This is a genomic window from Campylobacter sp. CFSAN093233 (genome assembly GCF_011068165.1).
In the GTDB taxonomy this organism is placed as follows: domain Bacteria; phylum Campylobacterota; class Campylobacteria; order Campylobacterales; family Campylobacteraceae; genus Campylobacter_D; species Campylobacter_D jejuni.
Window position 1 is genome coordinate 1 of sequence record NZ_JAAMWY010000008.1, and the last position, 23,121, is coordinate 23,121.

Sequence of the window (23,121 nt, forward strand, 5' to 3'; positions counted from 1 at the left end):
ATAAATTCTATGCCTAAGGGGTATGCTATAAATGGAATAAAATCGATGGATTTTAATGATCCAAGCAATAGAATGAATATCACTCACCTAAGAGATTTTTCAAATTCTTCTATTACAAATATTTATCAAACCCCTGAACAAATGAAAGAAGCTGAAAGTTTATATATACAATCAGGATCTTTAATAGATGGCATAAATGGACATAGTTTTGGTTTATCTTTGGAAGAAATCAAAAATGTTTCTAAAGGTGAAGATTGGCAATTTAATCCTGATATGTCAGTTTATCCACAAAATGAAGATGGAAGTTATTCTAAAGAAGCTTTATTTATGAGTTTTTTAAAGTCTTATTCGCCTATTCCATCTTCAAATCAAGTTGTTTTGAGCCCTGAAGCAAAAGTTCGTGAAGCAAAACTTGAGCTAGAAATGAAAGCAAATCCTTCTTTTAGCGTTTCCTTAGACGACATCATGACAGGAAAAGTTGATTTTGCAAGTTTATTAAAAGGTTATGCACAAGATGGCTGGCTTGATGCAGGTATTTATGTAATGGAAAAAGGAGTTAAATGGCAAAATGTATACGTAGGCAGTGGAATCTCTTTTGATAGAGAATTTCATCAAGCAAAAGCTAATGGTTGGAAAGCAAGCAGTGAAAGTATAAATTCTTTTGCTGATTCTATAATGGATAGATTAAATAATCTTATGGGGCAAACTAGGGTTTAGAAGTTTTAATTTTTTAAGTTTGAAACAAATTGCTAATAACAAAATAAGATAAAATTAGTATAATTTTTTTACAAAAAATTTTGAAAGGAAATTATGAAAAAAATTATTTTGATTTTTATCTCTTTTTTTGCTTTAAATTTGAGTGCAAAAGATTTGGTTGTAGGAATGGAGCTTGGATATCCGCCTTTTGAAATGAGCGATAAAACAGGCAAAGCAAGTGGAATTAGCGTGGATTTTTTAGAAGCTTTTGCAAAGAAAAACGGCTATAAACTTGTAGTAAAAAATATCGCTTGGGATGGTTTAATACCTGCTTTAAAAACAGCCAAGATAGATCTTATTATGTCCTCTATGACAATTACCGATGAGAGAAAGAAAGTGGTGGATTTTAGCATTCCTTATGCTAAGGCAAATTTGGCTATTTTAACTCCTTTGAACTCTGATATTACAAATATCAAAGATTTAGATAAAAAGGGCAAAGTTTTGGCTTTAAAGCGTGGCTCTACAGGACATTTATATGCGGTTAAAAATTTAAAAAATACAACTATTAATTTATTTGATAAAGAAAATGCTGCTATTTTGGAAGTGATTCAAGGTAAGGCTGATGGATTTTTTTATGATCAACTTACGATTTATCGCACTTGGCAAAAACATCAAGATGCAACTAGAGCCATTTTGGCGCCTTTTCAAGAAAATCCTGAGTTTTGGGGTATAGCAGTACAAAAAGGCAATGCAGAACTTAAAAAAGAGCTTGATGAATTTATTGCAGAAAGCAAAAAAGATGGGCTTTTTGATTCTTTAGGAGAGAAATATCTTAAAGATGTTAAAGATACTTTTAAAAAGAATAATTTAGAATTCTTTTTCTAAGAAGGATTTTCCTTCTTAGGTTACAAAGCTTTCCACAAGCCTTTGCACTAGCAAATTCCATCCATCCACTAATACAAAAATTAAGAGTTTAAAAGGTAGAGAGATCATAGTAGGAGGTAGCATCATCATACCCATAGCCATTAAAACTGAGCTTACAACCATATCTATGACTAAAAAGGGTAGGTAGATTAAAAACCCTATTTCAAAAGCGGTTTTAAGCTCTGAAATCATAAAAGCAGGAACTAAAACCGTAAGGGGAACATCATCTATGGTTTTGGGATTGGGTAGATTGCGTATGCGATAAAAAAGGGCTAAATCTTTTTCGCGAGTATTTTTAAGCATAAAATCTTTAAAAGGCTTTGCTCCTTTTATAAAAGCCTCTTCATAGCCTATTTTTTCTGCTAAATAAGGTTTTATACCTTCATTATAGGATTTTGTAGCTACAGGTTCCATGATAAAAAAAGTTAAAATTAAAGCCAAGGTTACCAAAATAGTGTTAGGTGGCATACTTTGCGTCCCCATAGCTTGTCGTAAAAATGAAAATACTACAATAAGACGCAAGAAAGAAGTCATAACAAAAACTATACTTGGAGCGAGCGCAAGTATGGTTAAAACAATCACTATATTTAAAGTAGTAACAAGCTGATTAGGTGTATTGGGTGCACTTAAGCTTAAATTTACTGTAGGGATAGTTACTTCAGCAGCAAATAAGCTCATGCTTAAAAGTAAAAATAATAATATTTTTTTCAAAATTTAAAAACCTTTTTTTGTTTTTTATTAAAGAAATTTAAATTTTATCTTTTGATGACTAAAAACTAGTTTAAGGGTATTAGGATTTTAACTTTAAACTGCTAAAATAGTCTTTTAGACTTCTTAATAACAAAGGTAAAAAATGAAAACTTCTATTTTGATTTTAGCGGCAGGATTAGGCACTAGAATAAAATCACAAAAGCCAAAGGTTTTGCAAGAGCTTTGTCAAAAAAGTATGATTTTACACATTTTAAAAAAGGCTTTTGCTTTAAGTGATGATGTAAGTGTAGTTTTATCGCATCAAAAAGAACGCGTTGAAAAAGAAATTTTAGAATATTTTCCAAAAACACAAATTTTAGAGCAAGATTTGCAAAATTATCCAGGAACTGCGGGAGCTTTAAGTGGGTTTGAGCCTAAAAATGAAAGAGTGTTGATTCTTTGTGGTGATATGCCTTTGGTTGAGCAAACAAGTTTGGAAGCTTTGTTGGGTAATAATGCAAAATTAAATCTAGCAGTTTTTAAAGCAAGAGATCCTAAAAGTTATGGTAGGGTGGTGATAAAAAACGATAGCGTTGAAAAAATTGTTGAATTTAAAGATGCAAATACGCAAGAAAAAGAGATAAATACTTGCAATGCTGGGGTTTATGTGATTGACTCGAGGCTTTTAAAAGAGCTTTTACCTTTGATTGATAACAATAATGCGGCAAAAGAGTATTATTTAACCGACATTGTAAAACTAGCAAAAGAAAAAGATGTGATGATTAAAGCAGTTTTTGTAGATGAAGATGAATTTATGGGGATTAATGATAAATTTGAACTCAGTATAGCTGAAAATTTCATGCAAAAAAAAATTAAAAAATACTGGATGCAACAGGGTGTGATTTTTCATTTACCGCAAAGCACTTTTATAGGTGCAGATGTTGAATTTGTAGGTGAATGTGAAGTATATGAAAATGTAAGGATAGAGGGCAAAAGTAAGATTATAAACTCTATCATTAAAAGTTCAAGCGTGATAGAAAATTCCATCGTAGAAAATAGCGATGTAGGGCCTTTGGCACATTTGCGTCCAAATTGTGAGTTAAAAAACACTCATATAGGAAATTTTGTAGAATGCAAAAATGCAAAGTTAAATACCGTAAAAGCAGGGCATTTGAGCTATTTAGGAGATTGTGAGATAGATAGTGGAACCAATATAGGCTGTGGGACTATCACTTGTAATTATGATGGGGTAAAAAAGCATAAAACCATCATAGGAAAAAATGTTTTTGTAGGTTCTGATACGCAATTTATCGCACCTGTAAAAATCGAAGATGAAGTGATCATAGCAGCAGGAAGCACAGTAAGTGTCAATGTAGAAAAGGGTACTTTGTTTATCAATAGAGCAGGGCATAAAATGATAAAAGATTATTATTATAAGAAATTTCAAAAATGAAAACCATACTTTTAGCCATTAGCGGTAGTATAGCTTTTTATAAATCTTATGAGCTTATTTCCTTGTTTAAAAAAGAAGGCTTTAGGGTAAAAGTTTTGCTTTCTAATGGTTTGTTAAAATTTGCTAGCAAAATGAGTTTTGAAGCCTTGGTTGATGAAGTTTTATGTGAGGAAAATGAAAGTTGGCAAAATTCAAACAATCACATAGCTTTTAGCAAGGATGTAGACCTTGTTTTGTTTGCCCCTGCAAGTGTTAATTCTATCAATAAACTTGCTTTTGGTATAGCGGATAATCTTTTTATCCAAACCTTAATCGCAGCAAATAAATCTCTTATCATAGCTCCTGCGGCAAATACAAATATGTTTCATCATTTTAGCACGCAAAATTCTTTAAAGATGCTTAAAGAAAATAAAGCTTTGATTATAGAGCCTATTTGTAAAGTTTTAGCTTGTAAAGATGAAGGCGTAGGAGCCTTAGCTGAAGTTAAGAATATTTTTAATATCGTCAAAAGAGAACTTTTAAAAGAAAAGTTTTGGTGCGATAAAAGTGTAGTTATCACAGGTGGCGGCACAAAAGAAAAGATCGATGATGTGCGTTGTGTGAGTAATTTTTCAAGTGGAAAAATGGCAAAGGCCATAGCTGACGCTTTTTATTTTTTAGGAGCTAGGGTAAAACTTTTAAGCTCTGTGGAATTTGATACGCCTTATGAGCTTTGCAAATTTGAAAGTTCTAAGGATCTAAAGGAGCTTTTGGATAAAAATTTAAATCATGACTTTTTGATTATGACGGCTGCGGTGAGTGATTTTATCCCTCAAAGTGTAAAAGGGAAAATTAAAAAAAATGAGCATTTACAGGGTTTAAATTTGCATCTATCTTTAAATGAAGATTTGCTTAAAACTTGCAAATTTCAAGGCAAAAAGATAGGTTTTAAGATGGAATTTGATTCTCAAAATGCCTTAGAAAATGCGAAAAAATCTTTAAAAGATAAGCAACTTGATATGGTTTGTCTTAATATCATTGATCAAAAAAATTATTTTGGAAGCGATCAAAATGAGCTTTATTTTATCACTTTAAACAATGAAAATAAAAGCACTTTGCAAAGCAAAGAAAAATTGGCATTTGAATTAGTAAAATGGTGTGAAAAATTATGAGTATGATTAATTCTACCTTACCTATACAAATGAAAGTTTTAGCTAAATCAGGTTATGGACATTATACGCTTTTATTAAATCATAAAAAGATTCAAACCAAAAGCATGATAGAGCTTGAAATTGGTGCTGAATATTTAGCTGAACTTTATATGCAAAATGGTGGAGTTATACAATTTAAACATCTTTCAAAGCGTCCTAATTTTAAACCTTTTGAAGAGGGATTGGCTTTGATAATCGCTATTTTAGAGGATAAAATTTCTTATAAAAAATTCATCATACAAAATCTTTTAGATTGTAAAGATATAGAGCGTTATCAGATATTAAAAGAAATGCTTTTTGCAAGTTTTGAAAATATTTATCATATTCCTTTTATCTTTGAAAATAAATCTTGCTTGTTTCAAATGCGTAAAAGAGCAAAATATTTAGAAATTTACTTATATTTTAGTGTTTTTGGAGCTTTGAAAATTTTAATAGATTCACAAGGTGTTAGTATTTTTACACCTTTTGCTAAGGTGCAAAAATTTTTAAACGAACATTTAGATTTTAATGTATCGCAAGAAAACAAGATTGAACCTTTGTTTGTTTTCAAAAGGCTTTTTGATTTTAAAGGATGAAAAATGAATGAATTAAAACACCTTGCTGTTGTTATGGATGGCAATAGGCGCTGGGCTAGGGCTAAGGGTTTTTTGGCAAAACTTGGATATTCCCAAGGAGTTAAAACTATGCAAAAATTGATGGAAGTTTGCATGGAAGAAAATATTTCAAATTTAAGCCTTTTTGCTTTTAGTACGGAAAATTGGAAGCGTCCTAAAGATGAAATTGATTTTATTTTTGAACTTTTAGATCGTTGTTTAGATGAAGCTTTAGAAAAATTTGAAAAAAATAATGTGCGTTTAAGAGCTATAGGTGATTTATCGCGCTTGGAAGATAAAGTAAGAGAAAAAATTACCTTAGTTGAAGAAAAAACAAAGCATTGTGACGCACTTTGTGTTAATTTGGCTATAAGTTATGGTGCAAGAGATGAGATTATAAGAGCTGCTAAGCGTGTGATTGAAAAAAAACTTGAGCTAAATGAAGAAAATTTAACGCAAAATTTAGATTTACCTTTAGATGTGGATTTGATGCTTCGCGTTGGAAACGCTAAAAGACTTTCAAATTTCTTACTTTGGCAGTGTTCATATGCTGAAATTTATTTTAGTGAAACTTTATTTCCATCTCTTACCAAGAGAGAATTTAAAAGGATTATTAAAGAATTTAGAAATAGAGAAAGAACTTTTGGAAAATGATATTTTTCATAATAATTCTAGGGGCTTGTTTGGGTTCTTTTTGCACAAGTTTGGCAAGTAGGATAATTGAAAAAAAGCCCTTTTTTATCTCGCGCTCTTTTTGTTTTTCTTGTGATACAAAATTAAAATACTATGAAATTATTCCTATTTTTTCTTATATTTTTTTAAAGGCAAAATGTCAAACTTGTAAATGTCATTTGCCTATTTCTTTGTTAATTAATGAAATTTTAGGCGCAATTTTGCTTATTTTGGTTTATTCTTTAAGTCAAAATTTTTATGATTTTTTATTTTTATCTCTATTTTTATTTAATCTTTTCTTACTTTCTTTAATTGATATTAAACTCAAAGCCGTACCACAAATTTTACTTTGGAGTGCTTTTTTATTTGCTTTTTTTTACGCCTTTAGGGAGAGTGAAATTTTACATTTTTTGATTTTTAAAGAGTTTAGTGGAGGTTTTTTACTAAATGCTTTTAGTTTTGGAGGATTTGTTTTTTTATTAAAAAGTTTGGTTTTTTTTCTAATGAATTTCCAAAAAAAAGATGAAATTTTAGAAAATTTGGGTGATGCTGATATTATTATTATGTCTTGTATAGGTGGAATTTTAGGTTTTGAGTATGGATTTTTAGTATTATTTATAGCTTCTATTTTGACTTTGCCTTTTTTTATTTTTTTTAGAATTAAAGCAATAAAAGAGCAAGAACTTGCTATGATACCCTTTTTAAATATCGCTTTTGTGGCAGTTTTATTTTATAAAAACTTAGGATTATTCTAATGAAGCTTAGTTTAAGATATGTTTTAAATCAATTTTTAAGTACGAATTTGTCTATATTTTTCGTACTTTTTGCTATTGTATCTATGGTGTTTTTTATTCAACTTGCAAAACTTACTTCAAGTATAGAGATTAGTTTTTTGGATCTTTTAAAGCTTTATGGGTTTATGTTGCCTAGAATTTTAATTTTTACCTTGCCTATATCTTTTTTTATTTCTTTAACTTTGGCTTTGTTTAGGCTTTCTAAGGAAAATGAAAGCATAGTGCTTTTTACTTTGGGATTTTCACCAATGATTTTGGCAAAATTTTTCCTTAAAATTGCAAGCTTGATTAGTGCTTTTATGCTTGTTGTGGCTTTGGTAATGATACCTATAGTATTTGAACTTCAGGATAACTTTGTAAACTATAAAAGCACTCAAGTGAAATTTAACTACAAAACAGGAGAATTTGGACAAAAATTTTTAGACTGGATGATTTTTATAGAAAAACAAGATGGTGATAAGTATGAAAACATAATTATGTATCGCCCTAAACATAAAGCAGATGATAAAGAACAACTTATCATAGCCAAAGAAGCGCATGTGCAAAGAAAAGATGATAGCTTTGCTTTTAGCTTAAATCAAGGCAAAATGTATAATTTTGAGCAAGGTCAAAGTATTTTTAGTGGAGAATTTGACACTTTAGTAGTAAATACTCAGTTTAATACAGACAATCTTCAAACAAAGAAATTTTATGAATACTGGAATGATTTAAACGAAAATCCACAAAGAGCAAGAGAATTTGTGATTTATACAACTATAGCCTTGTTTCCACTTGCTAGTACGCTTTTTGCGCTTTGTTTTGGTTTGGTTACTTATCGTTATGAAAAAGGCTATGTGTATTTAGGTATGTTTGGAGTGATTGCTATATATTTTGGACTTTTAAGTTCTTTTTCTCAACCTCCAATTTTGGCTTGTCTTGGAATTTTTTCTTTAAGTTTATTTGTTTCGGCTTATTGTTTTAAGAAAATGATTTTGAGTCGATATTGATGAAAATAAAAATTATATTTTCTTATGATGGCTCTGCTTTTTTAGGTTCTGCTACTCAGCCTCATAAAAAAGGTGTTCAAGATGCTTTAAGTGGGGCCTTATCGCATTTGGGTATTTTTTCACCTCTTTTAATGGCTTCTCGTACAGATAAAGGAGTACATGCAAGCTATGCTGTAGCTAGTGTGGAGTGTGGAGATTATTTTACAAATTTAGAATATCTTCAAAAACAACTTAATAAATTTTCCCATCCTTTTATCCATATCAAAAAAATTGAAAAAGTAAAAGATGATTTTGAAGTAAGATTTGATGTAAAAAGTAGAGAATACCGCTATATATTTTCTCACGCTTCTTATAGTCCTTTTATGGCTTCTTATGTACATTTTTATCCTAAATTTGACCTAGGTAAAGCTAATGAGCTTTTGGGTTTTTTTGTAGGAAAAAAGGATTTAAAGTTTTTTTGCAAAAGTGGAGGGGATAATAAAACGACTTTAAGAGAAATTTTTATTGCTAGAGCTTATGCTTATAAAGATTTTAGCATTTTTCATTTTAAAGCTAATGGTTTTTTAAGAGGGCAAATTAGATTAAGCGTAGCAAGCGTTTTAAAAGTTTTAGAAGGAAAAATGAGTGAAAAAGAACTCAAAGAACAGATTGAGGCTAAAAAGCAATACAATCACTTTTTAGCACCGCCAAATGGGCTTTATTTAAGCCGTATATGTTATTAAAAACTTTCATAGAAATTAAAAGCCTTTTGGGTTAAAATTTTTCTTATTTCTTCTTGGTGTTCTTTACCTTTGGTTTCTAGGGTAATTGAAATCATCGCATCGCCATAATCAAGCTTGGTAGAAAATCTATCATAGTCGATTTTTACTATATTTGCATTGGCTATTTTTAAGCTGTCTGTAAGGTGTAATAATGCCCCAGGTTTATCTACTAAAGTAACATGAATTTGCATTTTTCTGTAAGATTTAAATAAACCTTTTTCTATGATGATATTTAGCATTTGTGCATCGATATTGCCTCCGCTTAAAACTACGCCAATTTTTTTATGATTTTGTGTATTTATTTTTTGATGAAGTAGGGTGGCTACACTCGCAGCTCCTGCGCCTTCAACTATGATTTTATGTTTTTCAAGTAAAAACAATACCGCATTAGCGATTTCTTCATCATCAACTTGGATAAAATCATCTACGCATTCTAAAATAATATTAAAATTAATAGGATTTGCATCACGCACAGCAATACCATCGGCTATAGTGCGTACGCTTTTTGCATTTTTGATTTTTTTGGCATGAAAACTTTCATACATTGCAGGAGCTCCTTTGGCTCCAACTCCGATGATTTTAATGTTTGGATTGATTTGTTTAGCTGCACTTGCGATACCACTTATAAGTCCTCCACCTCCAACAGGTGCGATAATCATATCAAGATCGCTTATTTCATCAAGCATTTCAAGTATCAAAGTTCCTTGTCCTGCCATTACAAATTCATCTTCAAAAGGATGGATAAAACTAAGATTATTTTCTTTAGCATAAGAGGTTGCAAAGACATAAGCTTCATCAAAATTGTCCCCTTTGAGTATCACCTCTGCTCCTAAGGCTTTTGTAGCAGAAACTTTTAAGAGCGGAGTGGATTCTGGCATTACAATAACTGCTTTAATGCCAAATTTTTTTGCACTAATGGCCACGCCTTGAGCATGGTTTCCTGCACTTGCCGCAATGACTCCGTGTTGTTTTTGTTCAGCGCTAAGATTGGCTATTTTATTATAAGCTCCACGAATTTTATAAGCACCTGTAATTTGTAAATTTTCATTTTTAAGATAAATCTCACTTTGACAAATATCACTTAAAAAAGAAGAGTATATGAAAGGAGTTTTGTTTACAAATCCTGAAATTTGTTGTTTTGCTTTGTAAATTTTATTAAGCTCTAACACTATTTTTCCTTTGTTTTAAAATACGGATATTCTAGCATAATGCAACGATTTTGTATAAAATTTATATCTAATTTTTTACATTCTTTTTTGGCTGTTTCATTGCTAATACCAAGTTGAAGCCATAGGTTTTTAATATTTTTTTCAACAAGCTTAGGAAGAATTTCTAGTGCCACTTCGCCTTTTCTAAAAAGTATAAGTGTATCGATTTTTTCTTCTATTTGATCTAAATTTCTATAAACTTTTTCATTTAAAATAAACTCTTCTTTAGGATAAATAGGAAAAATTTTATAATTTTTTCTTTGTAAAAATTCTGCTACCCTATAAGAAGCTTTTGTCTTATCTGGACTTAAAGCAAATATGGCAATATTTTTACTTGTATTTATAATATAAGAGATAGTTTCTTTTTCGTTCATTGTTAACCTTTATTTTGGTATTTTATCTTAAATGATTAAAAAATTAACTAAAGTGAATTCAAAAAATGAAAAAAGTGTTATAATATAGCAAATTCCGAAGTTTAATAAGGAGGGAAAAATGGAAGAATTTTATCCATATACTTTAACAATCCATCTTCTTTGTGCTATTTTGTTTATAGGTTATTTGTTTGTTGATGTATTTGTTTTGGGTGTAGTTAAAAAGAAAAATCCTAATTTTGACAAAAGTCTTTTTAGTGCTACTGGAGTTAAAATAATGCCTTTTGTGGTTCTTTTGCTTTTTTTAAGCGGAGGTGCTTTGGCAGGTTTTCATTTTAAACCTTTAAATTTACTTTTTGCTGTAAAAATTATTTTGGCTTTTGGAATTTTATCTTTAGTTGTTTTTTCTTTATTTTGTCATTTTATATTAAAGAAGAAAAACCCACTTGGTGCTTTTATCCACCCTTTTGTATTTGTGCTTTGTATCGCGATAGTAATACTCGCTAAATTAATGAATTATTTTTTTATACCTTGCTAAGAAATACTCCGCATTCAAGATGTGGAGTATTGACAAATTGATCAAACAGAGCAAACTCTTCCACTCTATGTGTTAGGCTTAATTCTTTTAAATTTTCTTTTAAAGTGATAGGATTGCAAGAAATATAAATAATATTTTCATATTTTTTTATTAAGTCAATTACGCTTTTATCAAGTCCTGCACGGGGTGGATCAACTAAAACATGAGAGAAATTAAAATCATCCAATCGAATATCTTTTAAACGAAAAAATTCTCTTTCTTTTTTGATAGCAAGACTTAATTCTTCGCTTGAAAGTCTTGCAAAGTGGATATTTGTTGTATTATTAAGCTCGCAATTTTTTAAAGCAAAATTAATATTGCTTTTTGAAATTTCAGTGGCCAAAACTTTAAAAAAGAATGGTGCTAAAGCTAAAGTAAAATTTCCATATCCACAGTAAAGCTCAAGTAAATCCATTCTTTTTTGAGTATTTAAAATTTCACACACCCAAGTAATCATTTTTTCATTTATAGCAGTATTAGGCTGAATAAAACAATCGTTGTTAAATTCATAAAATATTTTTCTATCTTGAATATTTAAAGTTTGTCTTAGATTTTCTGTTTTAAAAATAAGTTTTTTGCCTTTACTTCTTGCTATAAGGTTGATATGAAGATTATTGCTTAAATTTTCTAAATTTGACTTTATATCCTCTATATTTTTATGATAGAGTAAGGTTACGCTAAGTTCTTGCTTTGTGGTTAAAAACTCCACGCCAAAAAGTTTTTCTTTTAATTTATTATCTTGATGCAAGTATTCTAGAAGTTTTGGCATAAAAGCACAAATTTTTTCATCAGCAAAATCTAAATATTCTATAATGTATTTTTTTTTGCTTTTTGGATCAAACATTGCATAAAAAAGCGTATCGTTTTCATGGTAAAATGAAAGTTCAGCTCTTGTACGATAATGCTTATCTTTTGAAGTAAAAAGTTTAAAATCCTTTGTATAAAATTCTTTAAAATATTTTTTTATGAAAGAGTGTTTTTCATCTAAAGTGAGAAAATTTCCAAAATTTTCAAGACTCATGGAACTTTCTTTCCGATGAGTCTTAGTAAAAGCGCAATAAGTATGAAATTTAAAGGCAAGACAAACCAAACGCTAAGTCCTAAAGATACAGGAATATATCCAGCGATTAAAGAAATACCACAGATAAATAAAGCATAAGGAATTTGTGTTCTTACATGCTCCATATGATCGCATTTTGCACTCATGGATGAAAGGATTACATTATCTGAAATTGGTGAGCAATGGTTTCCAAAAATCGCACCTGTTAAAACGCAGCTTATATTAATGACCATATAATGATGCATAGCATTTGCATCCATACCATTGATTTTGGCGATTTCATGAGCTAAAGGCACAGCCAAAGGCATTAAAATCCCCATAGTTCCATAGCTTGTTCCTATGGCAAAAGAAATAGCTGAAGCAAAAGCAAAAATAGTAGCAGGCAAAATAAACTCAGGCAATTTATCTGCAAGCAAACTAGTGATAAATAAAGAAGTCCCTAGATCTTTTACTATACTTGAAAGCGACCAAGCAAATAAAAGTAAGACTATAGTAAAAATCATGGTTTTCCAGCCATATATCCAAGTTTCTACCGCTTCTTTAAGATTGAAAATTTTACGACGAACTCCGATAAAAATCGCTACAATAGCAGCAAACAAAGCAGCTTGGAATAATACCACAGAAGAATCAGCATTTCCAAAAGCAGCCCTAAAAGTTTCAAAAGACAAAGGATTAGCACTTGCTTTTGCAAGTTCTTCGCCTTCTAAAGTGCTAAGTCCATTAAAATAAAATCCTAATATAGCTAAAATGATTAAAGTAAAAATAGGAACAATAGCATCAAAAGCACGAATTTTAATACCTTCTTTTGGCGCTAAAAACTGATCTTCTAATTCAGCAGTATTTAGTGCGCCTGATTTAGGTAGAGGTGCAATTTGTCCTGTGGTTCTTGCACGCACTTCAGCCTTGTACATAGAACCAAACTCACGTCCCATGATTGCAGTCATGACTACAAAAAAAAGCATGAAGATATTATAAAAACGATAAGGTATGGTTTCGACAAAAATTCCAAAAGCACTAATATCGCTAATGCCTATGTGTTCATAAGCGGTTTTAATTAAAGAAACTTCTAAGCCTATCCAAGTAGAAATTACAGCTATTCCTGCTACAGGAGCTGCGGTAGAGTCGATAATAAAGGCAAATTTTTCACGAGAAATTTTAAATTTATCTGCCAAAGGACGCATAATTGGACCTACGATCAGTAAATTAGCATAATCATCAAAAAATATTAAAAGCCCTAAAAACCAAGTGTTAACTTGAGCTGATACAGCTGATTTGGCTCTTGTGGCAAATTTTAATGCTACAGCTTTTGCACCACCCATTTTTGTGATGAGTGCCACAAGACCACCTATGCAAAGAATTTGTAAAATGATTCCTGCATTTACTGGATCTGAAGTTGAACCTAAGATATAAGAAATAATCTTTGAAAAAGATTCTACTGCGGTATTGTAATAATTTACAAAAGTTAAATGTTGTGCTTTAAAAATATTTGCAGAAAGACTGAGCAGAAAAGTTCCACTTAAAACTCCAGCAAAGAGTGACAAAATAACATCTTTTGTGATAAAGGCTAAAGCAATAGCAACTAAAGGTGGTATAAGTGTAAAAGCTCCAAATAAATTAGCATTTGCAGCTGCTTCTGAGGAGTTTGCAAATGCAACTAAAGGTAAAAACAATAAAACTAAAAATTTATTCATTCATCTCTTTCTATATAAAATCCATTCCAAGTTTGTGTGACAGGCATAAGCTCGATTTCATTAACATTAATATGACTTGGTAGGTTAATGATAGACATTACCACTTTGGCAATATCATTAGCACTGATAAATTGCGTATTTTCATACACTGCATCAGCTTTTTGGATATCTCCTTTAAAACGCACTTCACTAAATTCAGTTTTGCAAAGTCCTGGAGCAATGTTTGTTACTTTGATATTGCTTCCTCTAAGATCATTTCTTAAGGCCAATGAAAATTGTCCTACAAAGGCTTTGGTTCCACAATATACATTGCCTCCAAAATAAGGATTTCTTCCTGCAACCGAACCTAAGTTAAAAATATAAGCATTTTTTTGTTTGCGAAGTGTAGGAATAACAGCTTTTGCAACATATAAAAATCCTTTGATGTTTGTATCTACCATAGTGTTAATATCTTCAAGGTTTAATTTATCAAATTCATCTACCCCTAAAGCTAAACCTGCATTATTAAAAAGCACATCAATTTCTTGAAATTCTTTGGGTAAATTTTCAATAGCCTCAAAGATTTCTTTTTGATTTCTTACATCTATGCAAAGCGTGTAAATCTTATCTTTGTGAGCATTTTTTAACTCTTCTAGACGCTCTTTGCGTCTAGCAAGGGCGATTACTTTGTAGCCTTCTTGCATAAAAGCTTCAACGCAAGCTCTACCAAAACCTGAACTAGCTCCTGTAATAAATGCGGTTTTCATTCTAAACTACCTCCGTAAAATAGATTTTCGTTTGCTTTTAAACCTAAGCTTTTTAGATAATCAGCATTTTCTTTTTTACCTGCTGCTAGCGCAAAGTCAAGTGCATTAAAACCAAGATCATCAACAGTATTAAAATTTGCTCCTTTTGAAATAAGAAGTTTTAAAATTTCAACATTTCCATAGGCCGCAGCATGCATTAAAACATTTTTTGAAGTGTGCTCTAGAGCACAAAATGTAATAAAATAAGGCGTATTTGAACCTATGTTCGCACTTAATGCTAATTTTTCATTGTTATTAATATATTTTTGATTAACATTTGCTCCATTATCAAGAAGTAGTTTTATGATATCAAGACGATTAAACTCTATGGCATAAAAAAGCGGGGTTTTACCAAAGGCATTGGCTTGATTAACATTTGCTCCATTTTGGATTAAAAAGTTTGTATTTTCATAATTTTCCAATGCGTAAAAAATAGCACTTTCATAACCTTCGTCAATCCTAGCACCAAAACGAATCAAAAGTTCTAAAATTTCTTTTTCTCTTTGATTTAGAAGCGCTGCTTGCAAGGCTATAGTAAGATTATCTTGGCTTGGATTATTTGAAAAAATAAAATCTTGTATATAAGATACTGAATAATTTTTATTTGACATGATTTTTGCTAAAGGACTAATGTCTTTGTAAATTTTTGTTTCACCAACAGCCCAATTTAAAAATTCGTTTAAGGCATTGCTAGTATAGTAAATATTACTACCTTTATCAAAATTAAAATTACTTTCAAAATATTTTTCTAAAGGTTCTATAGCGTTATTGTATTCTTTCCAAAAAGCTTTGTAAAGTCTAAAATTTCCTATACTTTGATATGCCCAATATCTAAAATAAGATTTTAAAATATCATATTTTTTTTCTAAATTTTCGGGTGTATCTAAAGTTTTTTGATAAGCGATGGGATCGATAGCTATTTTTAATAATAAAAAATCAAATTGTTGTAATTTTGGCAAATAAGTCACACCATTACAAGAGCTATTGCTTCCGCGAATTTCATTGGAAATTGCATAGAGTTTTTTTGTAAAATCTTGATTTTTTAAAGATTCTTTACAGCTTGAAGCTATATTTAAATAATCTAAATTTGAACTTTCATTTAGCAATGTTTTATTATTTTTAATGTTGTCGCAGTTAATGGCATCACTAGCCATTAAACTTGCAAAACAACAAAAGGAAGCGAATAATAACTTCAATATTTTTCCTTTGAAAATTTTAATTTTGTTATTTAATCCAAATAAGTATTAAATTTGAATTAATTTTCAAGTTTGAAATTTTCAATCTCATTAAAATTTAAATATCTATAGATATTTGCTTTATGCTCATCACTTAGTTTTTCGCTAACAATTTGTAAGTATTCTTCCTTGCTTGGAATTTTACCCAAAATCGCACAAACTGCCGCAAGTTCTGCACTGCCTAAATATACTTTAGCACCCATTCCCATACGGTTGTCAAAATTTCTTGTAGAAGTTGAGAAAACTACAGCTCCATCATTTACTCTAGCTTGATTACCCATACACAAAGAACAACCAGGAACTTCTATTCTAGCACCTGCTGCGCCAAAGATGCTGTAATAACCTTCATTGGTAAGTTGTGCTTTATCCATTTTTGTTGGAGGCACTACCCAAAGTCTGGTTTTAAGTATGCCTTTATCTTTTAAAATTTCTCCCAAAGCTCTATAATGTCCTATGTTTGTCATACAAGAACCTACAAAAACTTCATCTATATTTTTTGGACGCTTATCATCGGCTAAAATTTCGCTTAAGGTTGCCACATCATCAGGGTCATTTGGACAAGCTAGGATTGGCTCTTTAATGTCATTAAGATTAATATCTATAATATAAGCGTATTTTGCATCTTTATCTGCTCTTAAAAGAGTAGGGTTTTTAAGCCATTCTCTCATTTTTTCAGCCCTTCTAGCAAGGGTAGCTTTATTCTCATATCCTGCTTCTATCATAGCTTCAATTAAAGAAATATTGGATTTGATATATTCGCTTACACTTTCTATGCTTAAATCCACACTGCAAGCAGCTGCAGATCTTTCAGCACTTGCATCACTAAGTTCAAAAGCTTGTTCGACTTTTAAGTTTGGCAAGCCTTCTATTTCTAAAATTTTTCCTGCAAAAATATTTTTCTTATTTTTCTTTTCAACGGTAAGTTGTCCTTGTTTGATTGCATAATAAGGTATAGCATTAACCAAATCTCTTAAGGTAACTCCAGCTTGTAATTCCCCGCTAAAACGCACTAAAACACTTTCAGGGATATTTAAAGGCATAGAACCAGTAACCGCAGCAAAAGCCACAAGTCCACTTCCTGCAGGGAAAGAAATTCCTATAGGAAAGCGTGTATGAGAATCTCCGCCTGTTCCTACAGTATCTGGTAATACAAAACGATTAAGCCAAGAGTGGATAACTCCATCACCTGGTTTTAAACTTACCCCACCACGACTTGTCATGAAATTGGGCAAGGTTTTATGTAAATTTGAATCGCTTACTTTTGGATACGCAGCTGTATGGCAAAAGCTTTGCATAACAAAGTCTGCATTAAAACCTAGGCTTGCAAGTTCTTTAATTTCATCTCTAGTCATAGGACCTGTGGTATCTTGAGAGCCTACGGTTAAAGTTATAGGTTCTATATACATACCTGGACGCACACCTTCAACTCCACAGGCACGACCTAGCATTTTTTGAGCCAAGGTATAACCACCGCTTGAAGATTTAGGTTGTTCAGGTTTGGTAAAGATATTTTCGCTTTCCATTCCTAAAAATTCTCTAGCCTTAGTATAAAGCCCACGACCTATGATAAGTGGGATTCTTCCTCCTGCTCTAACTTCATCTAAGAGAGTGTTTGGACTGAGTGTAAATTCTGCGATTGCAGAGCCATTTTTTATGATTTTTCCATCATAAGGATGAATTTCAAACTCATCGCCCATTTCTAAGTTTGTTACATCACAGATGATAGGTAAAGCCCCGCTATCTTGAGCAGTGTTAAAGAAAATCGGTGCTATGGTTGAACCCATTACTATACCACCGCTGTGCTTGTTTGGCACACCTTCTATTTCTTTTCCTAAGTGCCATTGTATGGAATTTATTGCCGATTTTCTACTTGAACCTGTTCCTACAACATCACCTACATAAACCACTTCGCGACCGCTTTTTTTAAGCTCTTTGATTTTTTCTAAGGATCCTGTTTGTCTTACCTTTAGCATGGCATTTGCATGTAAAGGAATATCGCTTCTTGTAAAAGCATCTCCTGCAGGGCTTAGATCATCGGTATTTGTTTCGCCTGCTACTTTAAAAACTATACATTTAATCACTTGTGGTAGTTTTTCTTTTTTATTAAACCAGTCCGCATTTGCCCAGCTTTGTAAAACTTCCTTAGCGTGTGGATTGTTTTTACTAAGTTCAGCTATGGTATGGAAATTATCATGTACAAAAATAATATTTTTCAACACTTCTGCAGCATCTTTGGCTATGTTTTCATCTTTTAAGGCATCGATTAAAACTTTAACATTATATCCGCCTAGCATAGTTCCAAGCATTCTTAAGGCTCTTTTTTTGTCTATATTTGGAGCACTGATTTTGCCTTTAAGTATGGAATCTAAAAATTCACATTTTACTAAAGCTGCATCATCAACACCAGGATTTACTCTATTTTCTAAAAGATTTGCAAGCTCTTCATTATTTTCATTTTCAAGTAATTTACAAAGTTCTCTAGTTTGATTTGCATTTAAAGGAAGGGGTGGTATACCCAAAGCGGCTCTTTCTTCAACAAGTTTATTGTATTCTTGCATAAAAGACATTTTCTACTCCTTAAATATTTTTTATTATAATTGTAGCTCTTTGAAGGATAAAAAATGTTTAAAGTTTATTATAAAATGCCTTTATGTTACCTATCTTTACATAGTGATGGAAAATTTTTAACTAGAGTCGATTTTTGTGATAATAAAAGATCAGAAAAAAATTGTAGTTTGCTTGACTTAGCAAAATATGAACTTGATTTATATTTTACTCATAAGCTTAGAAAATTTAGCATTCCTGTTTTGATACAAGGTACAGATTTTGAATCAAAGGTTTATAAGGCTTTAATGAAAATTCCTTATGGCAAAATAGCTACTTATAAAGATATAGCAGAAAAAATTAATCATCCAAAAGCTTTTAGAGCCGTTGGAAATGCAAATTCTAAAAATCAAATTCCTATTTTTATACCTTGTCATAGAGTTATTGCAAACAATGGCATAGGAGGATATAATGGAGGGCTTGAAATAAAAAGATTTTTGCTTGAAAATGAAGGAGTGAATTTAAAATAAGCTTGGGGTTTGATTTTCTTTGTTTTCAAATTCTTGTTCAAAAATATCATAATTTTCAAGAATTAAACAATATTTAAAATTTTTTAATTTTCTTAAATCTGAAAGCTGATTATAGGAAAAATCGCAAAATAAAGAATTTTTAGAAGCAATTTTAAAGTCTTTTATGTTTTTAAATTTTTCTTTCCAGAATTCAAAGGTATTTTGGTTGTTGTTTACAATAAACGCTTGAGAGCTTGAACCAAAAGGAGTGATTTCAAATTTATCATCAATAAAATAAATTTTAAAATCATCAATCTTATTAAAGTCAAATATTATTTTTTGATTTTTTTCTTTTAAAAAAGAAATAATTTTTGCAAAACTATTTGCGTAAAAAAAAGGCAAATTAAGATTTTTAAAATATAAATTTTCACAAATCAAAGTTGTAAAAAAGAAGCTAGATCGCGATAATAAGGTAAAATTAGCATCTTTTAGACTATGAGAATAGGCACAAAGTTTATTTAAGTAATTTTCTTCACAGTAGCAAAAAATTTCACCCTTTTTTGCTTTGATTAGTTTTTCAAAATCAGCAAAAATATTTCCTTTTAAAATGTTAAAATAAAAAGCCTTACAAAGACTTAGTTCGTAAGATTTAAAAAGCAAAAATTCACATTCTTTATCTTCGCAAAAAAAGCGTAAAAATCTTACAAGAGCTTGTTCTAGATTTTCTACTCTAAAGTAAAAAATGTCTTTATCTTCAATAGTAATGTCATTTTCTGTAATTATAGCATAAGCGCCTTTTTTTACAGCTTGGGTAATTTCTTTTTTATCGTTATTAAAGAAGGCAAAGCCTGCTTTAAGTTCATTTAAATTTATGGCAAAACCTTCCACGCTTAAAACGCTACCTTCATGAATGAGTGTCGCGTTTAAAAGTTCGCCTAAATTGCTAATTTGCATATTTTAACCCACTAAAGAACCGTTTTGTACAAGTTGTTCAGGGGTGATTAAAACAAGTTTATCTCCGCTTTTTGCAGAAAGTATCATACCATCGCTTTCATGTCCAAAAATTTTAGCTTTTTTAAGATTGCTTATAATGCAAACTTGTTTACCGATTAAATCACTGGCTTTATAGTATTTTGCTATGCCTGAGAGTACTTGACGGATTTCTTTATCGTCAAGTTCGAGTTGAAATTTCAAAAGTTTTTCACTCCCTTCTATATTTTGACAATCAAGCACTTTAGCGACTTTGATTTCAATTTTTGCAAAATCATCGATTTTTATTTTAGGACTTTCTTCTTTTTTAGGTTCTTCTTTAATTTCTTGTTTTAAAAGAGCTTTTTCTACTTTTGGAAATAAAGCTTCGCAAGGATTTGCTTTAAAATCTAAAAGTTTATTATCAAGTATCATTTTTGCATAATTTGTAGATGAAATTTCAAAATTTAAAGCTAAGGCCACCTTTTGACAAGACTTTGGTAGAGTAGGGCTTAATAAAAGGCTTGTTTTGGCTAAAATATTTGCACAAAGTGCAACTAAAGCGTTAGCTTGTTCGTGTTTGTTTTCTTTGATTAAATTCCAAGGTTCGTATTTACTAATAGCTAAATTTGCTACACTTAAGGCTTTAAAAAGTTCTTCTAAATAACGATTACACTGTAAGTTTTCTAAAAATTCTACCGCTAAATTTAAGTGTTCTTTTGCTTGATTTAATTCAACATTGTGAAATTTTAAAACACCTTCTTTTGAAATATTTCCTTGAGAATATTTTGTACTCATACCTATAATGCGATTAAGTAAATTTCCAAATTCATTGCTAAGCTCTGCATTGATACGATTTATCAGCATATTTTCGCTAAAATCCCCATCGTTACCAAAAGGCACTTCTCTAAGTAAAAAATATCTAAAAGCTTCGCTTCCATAGATATCAACCACTTCTTTAGGTTTTACAACATTGCCTTTAGATTTGCTCATTTTTTCACCTTCTTTAGTCCACCAGCCATGTGCACCTATAAATTTTGGCAAAGGCAAATCCACGCTCATTAAAAAAGCTGGCCAATAAATGGCATGAAAACGCAAGATATCTTTTCCTACTAAATGCACATGCGCAGGCCAAAATTTAGCATTTTCCCCCTTGTTTTGAAAGTCAAGTGAGCTTACATAGATAAAAAGTGCATCAAGCCATACATAAATAATATGTTTATCATCATTAATTTCTTGAGGCAGTTTAATCCCCCAATCAAAACTTGTTCTTGTAATGGAAAGATCTTTAAGGCCGTTTTGGACAAAATTTATAAGTTCGTTTTTTTTGTTTTTTGGCAAGATGGGATCTTTTTCTTCATACCATTGTAAAATTTTATCTTGATATTTTGAAAGTTTGAAAAAATAGCTTTCTTCTTTTAAAATTCTAGTTTGTTTGCCACAATCTGGGCAAGAACAATCGTTAATAAGCTGACTTTGAGTAAAAAAGCTTTCACAAGAAATACAATAGTGTCCTTCGTATTCATCTTTATAAATATCACCTTTTTGCCACATTTTTAAAAACATAGCTTTAACAAATTCAATATGCCTTGTATCAGTTGTTCTTGCGTAAATATCATAGGTGATTTCAAATTCATCCCATAATTTTTTAAATTCAAAACTGATTTTATCAGCGTATTCTTGAGGAGTGGAATTTCTTAGTTTGGCAGCTTCTTCGATTTTTTGTCCATGCTCATCTGTTCCTGTTAGAAATCTTGTTTCATGTCCTTGCAAACGATAAAATCTTGCTAAAGTATCGGCTATGATGGTAGTATAAGCATGACCTAAATGAGGTACATCATTTACATAATAAATTGGTGTTGTAATATAACGCATTTTTTTCCTTTAAAAGTCAAATCCGCCTTCGGTTTTACCCTTAGACATACTGTTATAGACTGCATCAACATAATTTTTTCTAGCTTGGCAGTTAAAAATTTCATCGCAATTATAACAAGAGTTTAGGTTTTTTGAGTTTTGACATGAAAGTAAAATTTCTTTTTTTTTATCCATATCTTGCTCAAATTCATCTCTAACTTCATTCATTGTAAGCCTTTAAAAGTTTTGAAATTTCATATTCTGAGCCAAAAAAACAAGGAGTTGTCGCATGGATTTTATCAAATTCAAGTTCAAGCAAAGAGCGGTTTTTTCCATTTGTAGTTTTTCCGCCTGCTTTTTCTATGATAAAGGCTAGAGGAAAGACTTCAAAAAAGGCACGAAGTTTGCCATTAGGCGCATCTTGTGTTGCAGGATAGCTAAAAATGCCACCCCCTTTTAATAAAATTTGATTGATATCGCTTACCATGGCTCCAGAATATCTTAAGCGATAGCCTTCATCAAAAAGACTTTTGATAAATTTAGCGTGTTTTTCTTCCCAAAATTTTTGCGTTCCGCCTGTAGCATTAATCTTGCCTTTTTCATTCATTTTAAGATCTTTTATAAAAATAAATTCATTATTTGCATTTAAGCGATAAAGTTTTGGCTGATCTTTGCAAATCACAAGTTCTAATCGCGCTCCATACATACTATAAAGCGCAGCTCTTAAATTTTTAGCACTTGCTTTTTCTTCATAGATAGCAAAAATAGAACCTATGGCAAAATTAACATCCATTAAGCTAGAACCGTCTAAAGGATCATAAGCTACGATAAAATTTGCCCTCTCGTTAAGCGTTAAAATTTCGTCTTTTTCTTCACTTATGATGGCTTTAATACTTGAACATTGACTTAGAGTTTTTGTGATGATTTCATCGCTTAAAACATCAAATTTGAGTTGGGTATCGCCTGTAAAATTTTGATTTTGACTGTAGCTTGTATCGGGAAATTTTAAAGCGTTAGAAATTTCTAAAACCGCTTTTTGTATATAAGAAATCACTTCTTGCATTTTATAATTCTCCTTGTAAATTTTTAGCATTTTTAAGTATGTATTGGCAAATAGCTTGTATATCGTTTAAATCAAGCCAAGTAAGATAAGGGTGAGAAATTTTTTCATAGCTTGCAATGGCGTTTGAAAAAATAAAATAACTTTCATCAATTTCTTTGCAAAATACGCTAATGCGTGGTAAATCAAGAGTTTTTAATCCTTCAACCAAACAAATGTCAAAATCAGGGCTTAATTTTAAAGCTTTTAAAATATCTCTATTTTCATGAGAAAAAAAAGTTGTTCTTGTAGGGCTTAAAACCATGACTTCAGCTCCACTTTGAAAAAATTTAAAACTATCTTTACCGTTAAAATCAAATTGAGCTTTATCGGCAGGATCATGTTTAATGATTAAAACTTTTAAATTTTGTTGCAAAAAATTATCAGCTATTTTGGTTATGAGTGTAGTTTTTCCTGAATTTGAAGGCCCGCTAAAAGCTATAATAAGTTGTTTCATAAA

At 30.8% G+C, this 23,121-nt stretch carries 24 protein-coding genes; 11 read left to right on the plus strand and 13 right to left on the minus strand.

The window, feature by feature from the left end; all coding sequences use genetic code 11:
• Nucleotides 1-717, plus strand: a 717-nt coding sequence (locus tag FBF15_RS07235) for a hypothetical protein (protein WP_207307118.1), incomplete at its 5' end; no start/stop codon positions are given.
• 93 nt (nucleotides 718-810) lie between these two features.
• Entirely contained in the window at nucleotides 811-1,581 is a 771-nt protein-coding gene (locus tag FBF15_RS07240) for a transporter substrate-binding domain-containing protein (RefSeq protein WP_038816838.1), read from the plus strand.
• A gap of 15 nt (nucleotides 1,582-1,596) precedes the next feature.
• Here the strand turns inward: FBF15_RS07240 and fliP are convergent, their stop codons facing one another.
• A complete protein-coding gene (gene fliP / locus FBF15_RS07245; RefSeq protein ID WP_002859504.1) occupies nucleotides 1,597-2,331 on the minus strand; it encodes a flagellar type III secretion system pore protein FliP in 735 nt (244 codons plus the stop codon).
• A gap of 142 nt (nucleotides 2,332-2,473) precedes the next feature.
• Here fliP and glmU point away from each other — a divergent pair, with 142 nt between their 5' ends.
• The 7 genes from glmU to truA are packed head-to-tail and all read left to right on the plus strand — an operon-like array spanning nucleotide 2,474 to nucleotide 8,720.
• Nucleotides 2,474-3,763, plus strand: coding sequence for a bifunctional UDP-N-acetylglucosamine diphosphorylase/glucosamine-1-phosphate N-acetyltransferase GlmU (gene glmU, locus FBF15_RS07250; RefSeq protein WP_038816837.1), 1,290 nt, complete (start codon nucleotides 2,474-2,476; stop codon nucleotides 3,761-3,763).
• The gene (gene coaBC / locus FBF15_RS07255) at nucleotides 3,760-4,914 is read left to right on the plus strand and encodes a bifunctional phosphopantothenoylcysteine decarboxylase/phosphopantothenate--cysteine ligase CoaBC (protein ID WP_002867492.1); all 1,155 of its coding nucleotides are present in this window, start codon (nucleotides 3,760-3,762) and stop codon (nucleotides 4,912-4,914) included. Before glmU ends, coaBC begins: the two co-directional genes overlap by 4 nt.
• A complete protein-coding gene (locus tag FBF15_RS07260; RefSeq protein WP_002859507.1) occupies nucleotides 4,911-5,528 on the plus strand; it encodes a hypothetical protein in 618 nt (205 codons plus the stop codon). The genes coaBC and FBF15_RS07260 overlap by 4 nt, the downstream gene beginning before the upstream one ends.
• A gap of 3 nt (nucleotides 5,529-5,531) precedes the next feature.
• The gene (gene uppS / locus FBF15_RS07265) at nucleotides 5,532-6,200 is read left to right on the plus strand and encodes a polyprenyl diphosphate synthase (RefSeq protein WP_002852565.1); all 669 of its coding nucleotides are present in this window, start codon (nucleotides 5,532-5,534) and stop codon (nucleotides 6,198-6,200) included.
• Entirely contained in the window at nucleotides 6,197-6,973 is a 777-nt protein-coding gene (locus tag FBF15_RS07270; RefSeq protein WP_002859509.1) for an A24 family peptidase, read from the plus strand. The genes uppS and FBF15_RS07270 overlap by 4 nt, the downstream gene beginning before the upstream one ends.
• Nucleotides 6,973-7,998 carry an LptF/LptG family permease gene (locus tag FBF15_RS07275; protein WP_038816836.1) on the plus strand — a complete coding sequence of 342 codons (1,026 nt, stop codon included), beginning with the start codon at nucleotides 6,973-6,975 and terminating at the stop codon, nucleotides 7,996-7,998. Before FBF15_RS07270 ends, FBF15_RS07275 begins: the two co-directional genes overlap by 1 nt.
• A complete protein-coding gene (gene truA, locus FBF15_RS07280; protein WP_002852636.1) occupies nucleotides 7,995-8,720 on the plus strand; it encodes a tRNA pseudouridine(38-40) synthase TruA in 726 nt (241 codons plus the stop codon). Before FBF15_RS07275 ends, truA begins: the two co-directional genes overlap by 4 nt.
• Here the strand turns inward: truA and ilvA are convergent.
• Both ilvA and FBF15_RS07290 read right to left on the minus strand, forming a co-directional pair.
• Complete coding sequence (gene ilvA, locus FBF15_RS07285; protein WP_038816835.1) at nucleotides 8,717-9,928, minus strand: threonine ammonia-lyase; 1,212 nt, start codon at nucleotides 9,926-9,928, stop codon at nucleotides 8,717-8,719. The two genes, truA and ilvA, sit on opposite strands and share 4 nt — an antisense overlap.
• On the minus strand, nucleotides 9,928-10,341 hold the full coding sequence (locus FBF15_RS07290; RefSeq protein ID WP_002856772.1) for a CoA-binding protein: 414 nt from the start codon (nucleotides 10,339-10,341) through the stop codon (nucleotides 9,928-9,930). Before FBF15_RS07290 ends, ilvA begins: the two co-directional genes overlap by 1 nt.
• A gap of 118 nt (nucleotides 10,342-10,459) precedes the next feature.
• Here FBF15_RS07290 and FBF15_RS07295 point away from each other — a divergent pair, with 118 nt between their 5' ends.
• A complete protein-coding gene (locus tag FBF15_RS07295; protein WP_002856751.1) occupies nucleotides 10,460-10,876 on the plus strand; it encodes a membrane protein in 417 nt (138 codons plus the stop codon).
• Here FBF15_RS07295 and trmA read toward each other — a convergent pair.
• Genes trmA through FBF15_RS07320 form a run of 5 tightly spaced genes read right to left on the minus strand, consistent with a single transcriptional unit; the run spans nucleotide 10,863 to nucleotide 18,253 of the window.
• A complete protein-coding gene (gene trmA, locus FBF15_RS07300) occupies nucleotides 10,863-11,936 on the minus strand; it encodes a tRNA (uridine(54)-C5)-methyltransferase TrmA (protein WP_002856892.1) in 1,074 nt (357 codons plus the stop codon). The two genes, FBF15_RS07295 and trmA, sit on opposite strands and share 14 nt — an antisense overlap.
• Nucleotides 11,933-13,666, minus strand: coding sequence for a Na+/H+ antiporter NhaC family protein (locus FBF15_RS07305; protein WP_038816686.1), 1,734 nt, complete (start codon nucleotides 13,664-13,666; stop codon nucleotides 11,933-11,935). Before FBF15_RS07305 ends, trmA begins: the two co-directional genes overlap by 4 nt.
• Complete coding sequence (locus FBF15_RS07310; protein ID WP_038816685.1) at nucleotides 13,663-14,412, minus strand: SDR family NAD(P)-dependent oxidoreductase; 750 nt, start codon at nucleotides 14,410-14,412, stop codon at nucleotides 13,663-13,665. Before FBF15_RS07310 ends, FBF15_RS07305 begins: the two co-directional genes overlap by 4 nt.
• Nucleotides 14,409-15,647: an ankyrin repeat domain-containing protein gene (locus FBF15_RS07315; protein ID WP_038816684.1), complete on the minus strand. Its 1,239-nt coding sequence runs from the start codon at nucleotides 15,645-15,647 to the stop codon at nucleotides 14,409-14,411. Before FBF15_RS07315 ends, FBF15_RS07310 begins: the two co-directional genes overlap by 4 nt.
• 59 nt (nucleotides 15,648-15,706) lie before the next feature.
• Nucleotides 15,707-18,253: a bifunctional aconitate hydratase 2/2-methylisocitrate dehydratase gene (locus FBF15_RS07320; protein ID WP_165434622.1), complete on the minus strand. Its 2,547-nt coding sequence runs from the start codon at nucleotides 18,251-18,253 to the stop codon at nucleotides 15,707-15,709.
• Between the two features lie 54 nt (nucleotides 18,254-18,307).
• Between FBF15_RS07320 and FBF15_RS07325 the strand changes: the two genes are divergently transcribed.
• Nucleotides 18,308-18,760, plus strand: a complete 453-nt coding sequence (locus tag FBF15_RS07325) for a methylated-DNA--[protein]-cysteine S-methyltransferase (protein ID WP_038816682.1) — start codon at nucleotides 18,308-18,310, stop codon at nucleotides 18,758-18,760.
• On the opposite strand, the gene FBF15_RS07330 is transcribed toward FBF15_RS07325, so the two are convergent.
• Genes FBF15_RS07330 through mobB form a run of 5 tightly spaced genes read right to left on the minus strand, consistent with a single transcriptional unit; the run spans nucleotide 18,752 to nucleotide 23,118 of the window.
• Nucleotides 18,752-19,693 carry a hypothetical protein gene (locus tag FBF15_RS07330; protein ID WP_052773685.1) on the minus strand — a complete coding sequence of 314 codons (942 nt, stop codon included), beginning with the start codon at nucleotides 19,691-19,693 and terminating at the stop codon, nucleotides 18,752-18,754. The genes FBF15_RS07325 and FBF15_RS07330 overlap by 9 nt on opposite strands.
• 3 nt (nucleotides 19,694-19,696) lie before the next feature.
• Nucleotides 19,697-21,583, minus strand: coding sequence for a methionine--tRNA ligase (metG, locus tag FBF15_RS07335; RefSeq protein WP_002868154.1), 1,887 nt, complete (start codon nucleotides 21,581-21,583; stop codon nucleotides 19,697-19,699).
• A 9-nt stretch (nucleotides 21,584-21,592) separates the two neighbouring features.
• On the minus strand, nucleotides 21,593-21,790 hold the full coding sequence (locus tag FBF15_RS07340) for a hypothetical protein (protein ID WP_165434623.1): 198 nt from the start codon (nucleotides 21,788-21,790) through the stop codon (nucleotides 21,593-21,595).
• Entirely contained in the window at nucleotides 21,783-22,625 is an 843-nt protein-coding gene (locus FBF15_RS07345; protein WP_002868153.1) for a class 1 fructose-bisphosphatase, read from the minus strand. Before FBF15_RS07345 ends, FBF15_RS07340 begins: the two co-directional genes overlap by 8 nt.
• Before the next feature lies 1 nt (nucleotide 22,626).
• Nucleotides 22,627-23,118 (minus strand): molybdopterin-guanine dinucleotide biosynthesis protein B, encoded by a 492-nt coding sequence (mobB, locus tag FBF15_RS07350; RefSeq protein ID WP_002852644.1) that lies wholly within the window; start codon nucleotides 23,116-23,118, stop codon nucleotides 22,627-22,629.
• Between the last annotated feature and the right edge of the window lie 3 nt (nucleotides 23,119-23,121).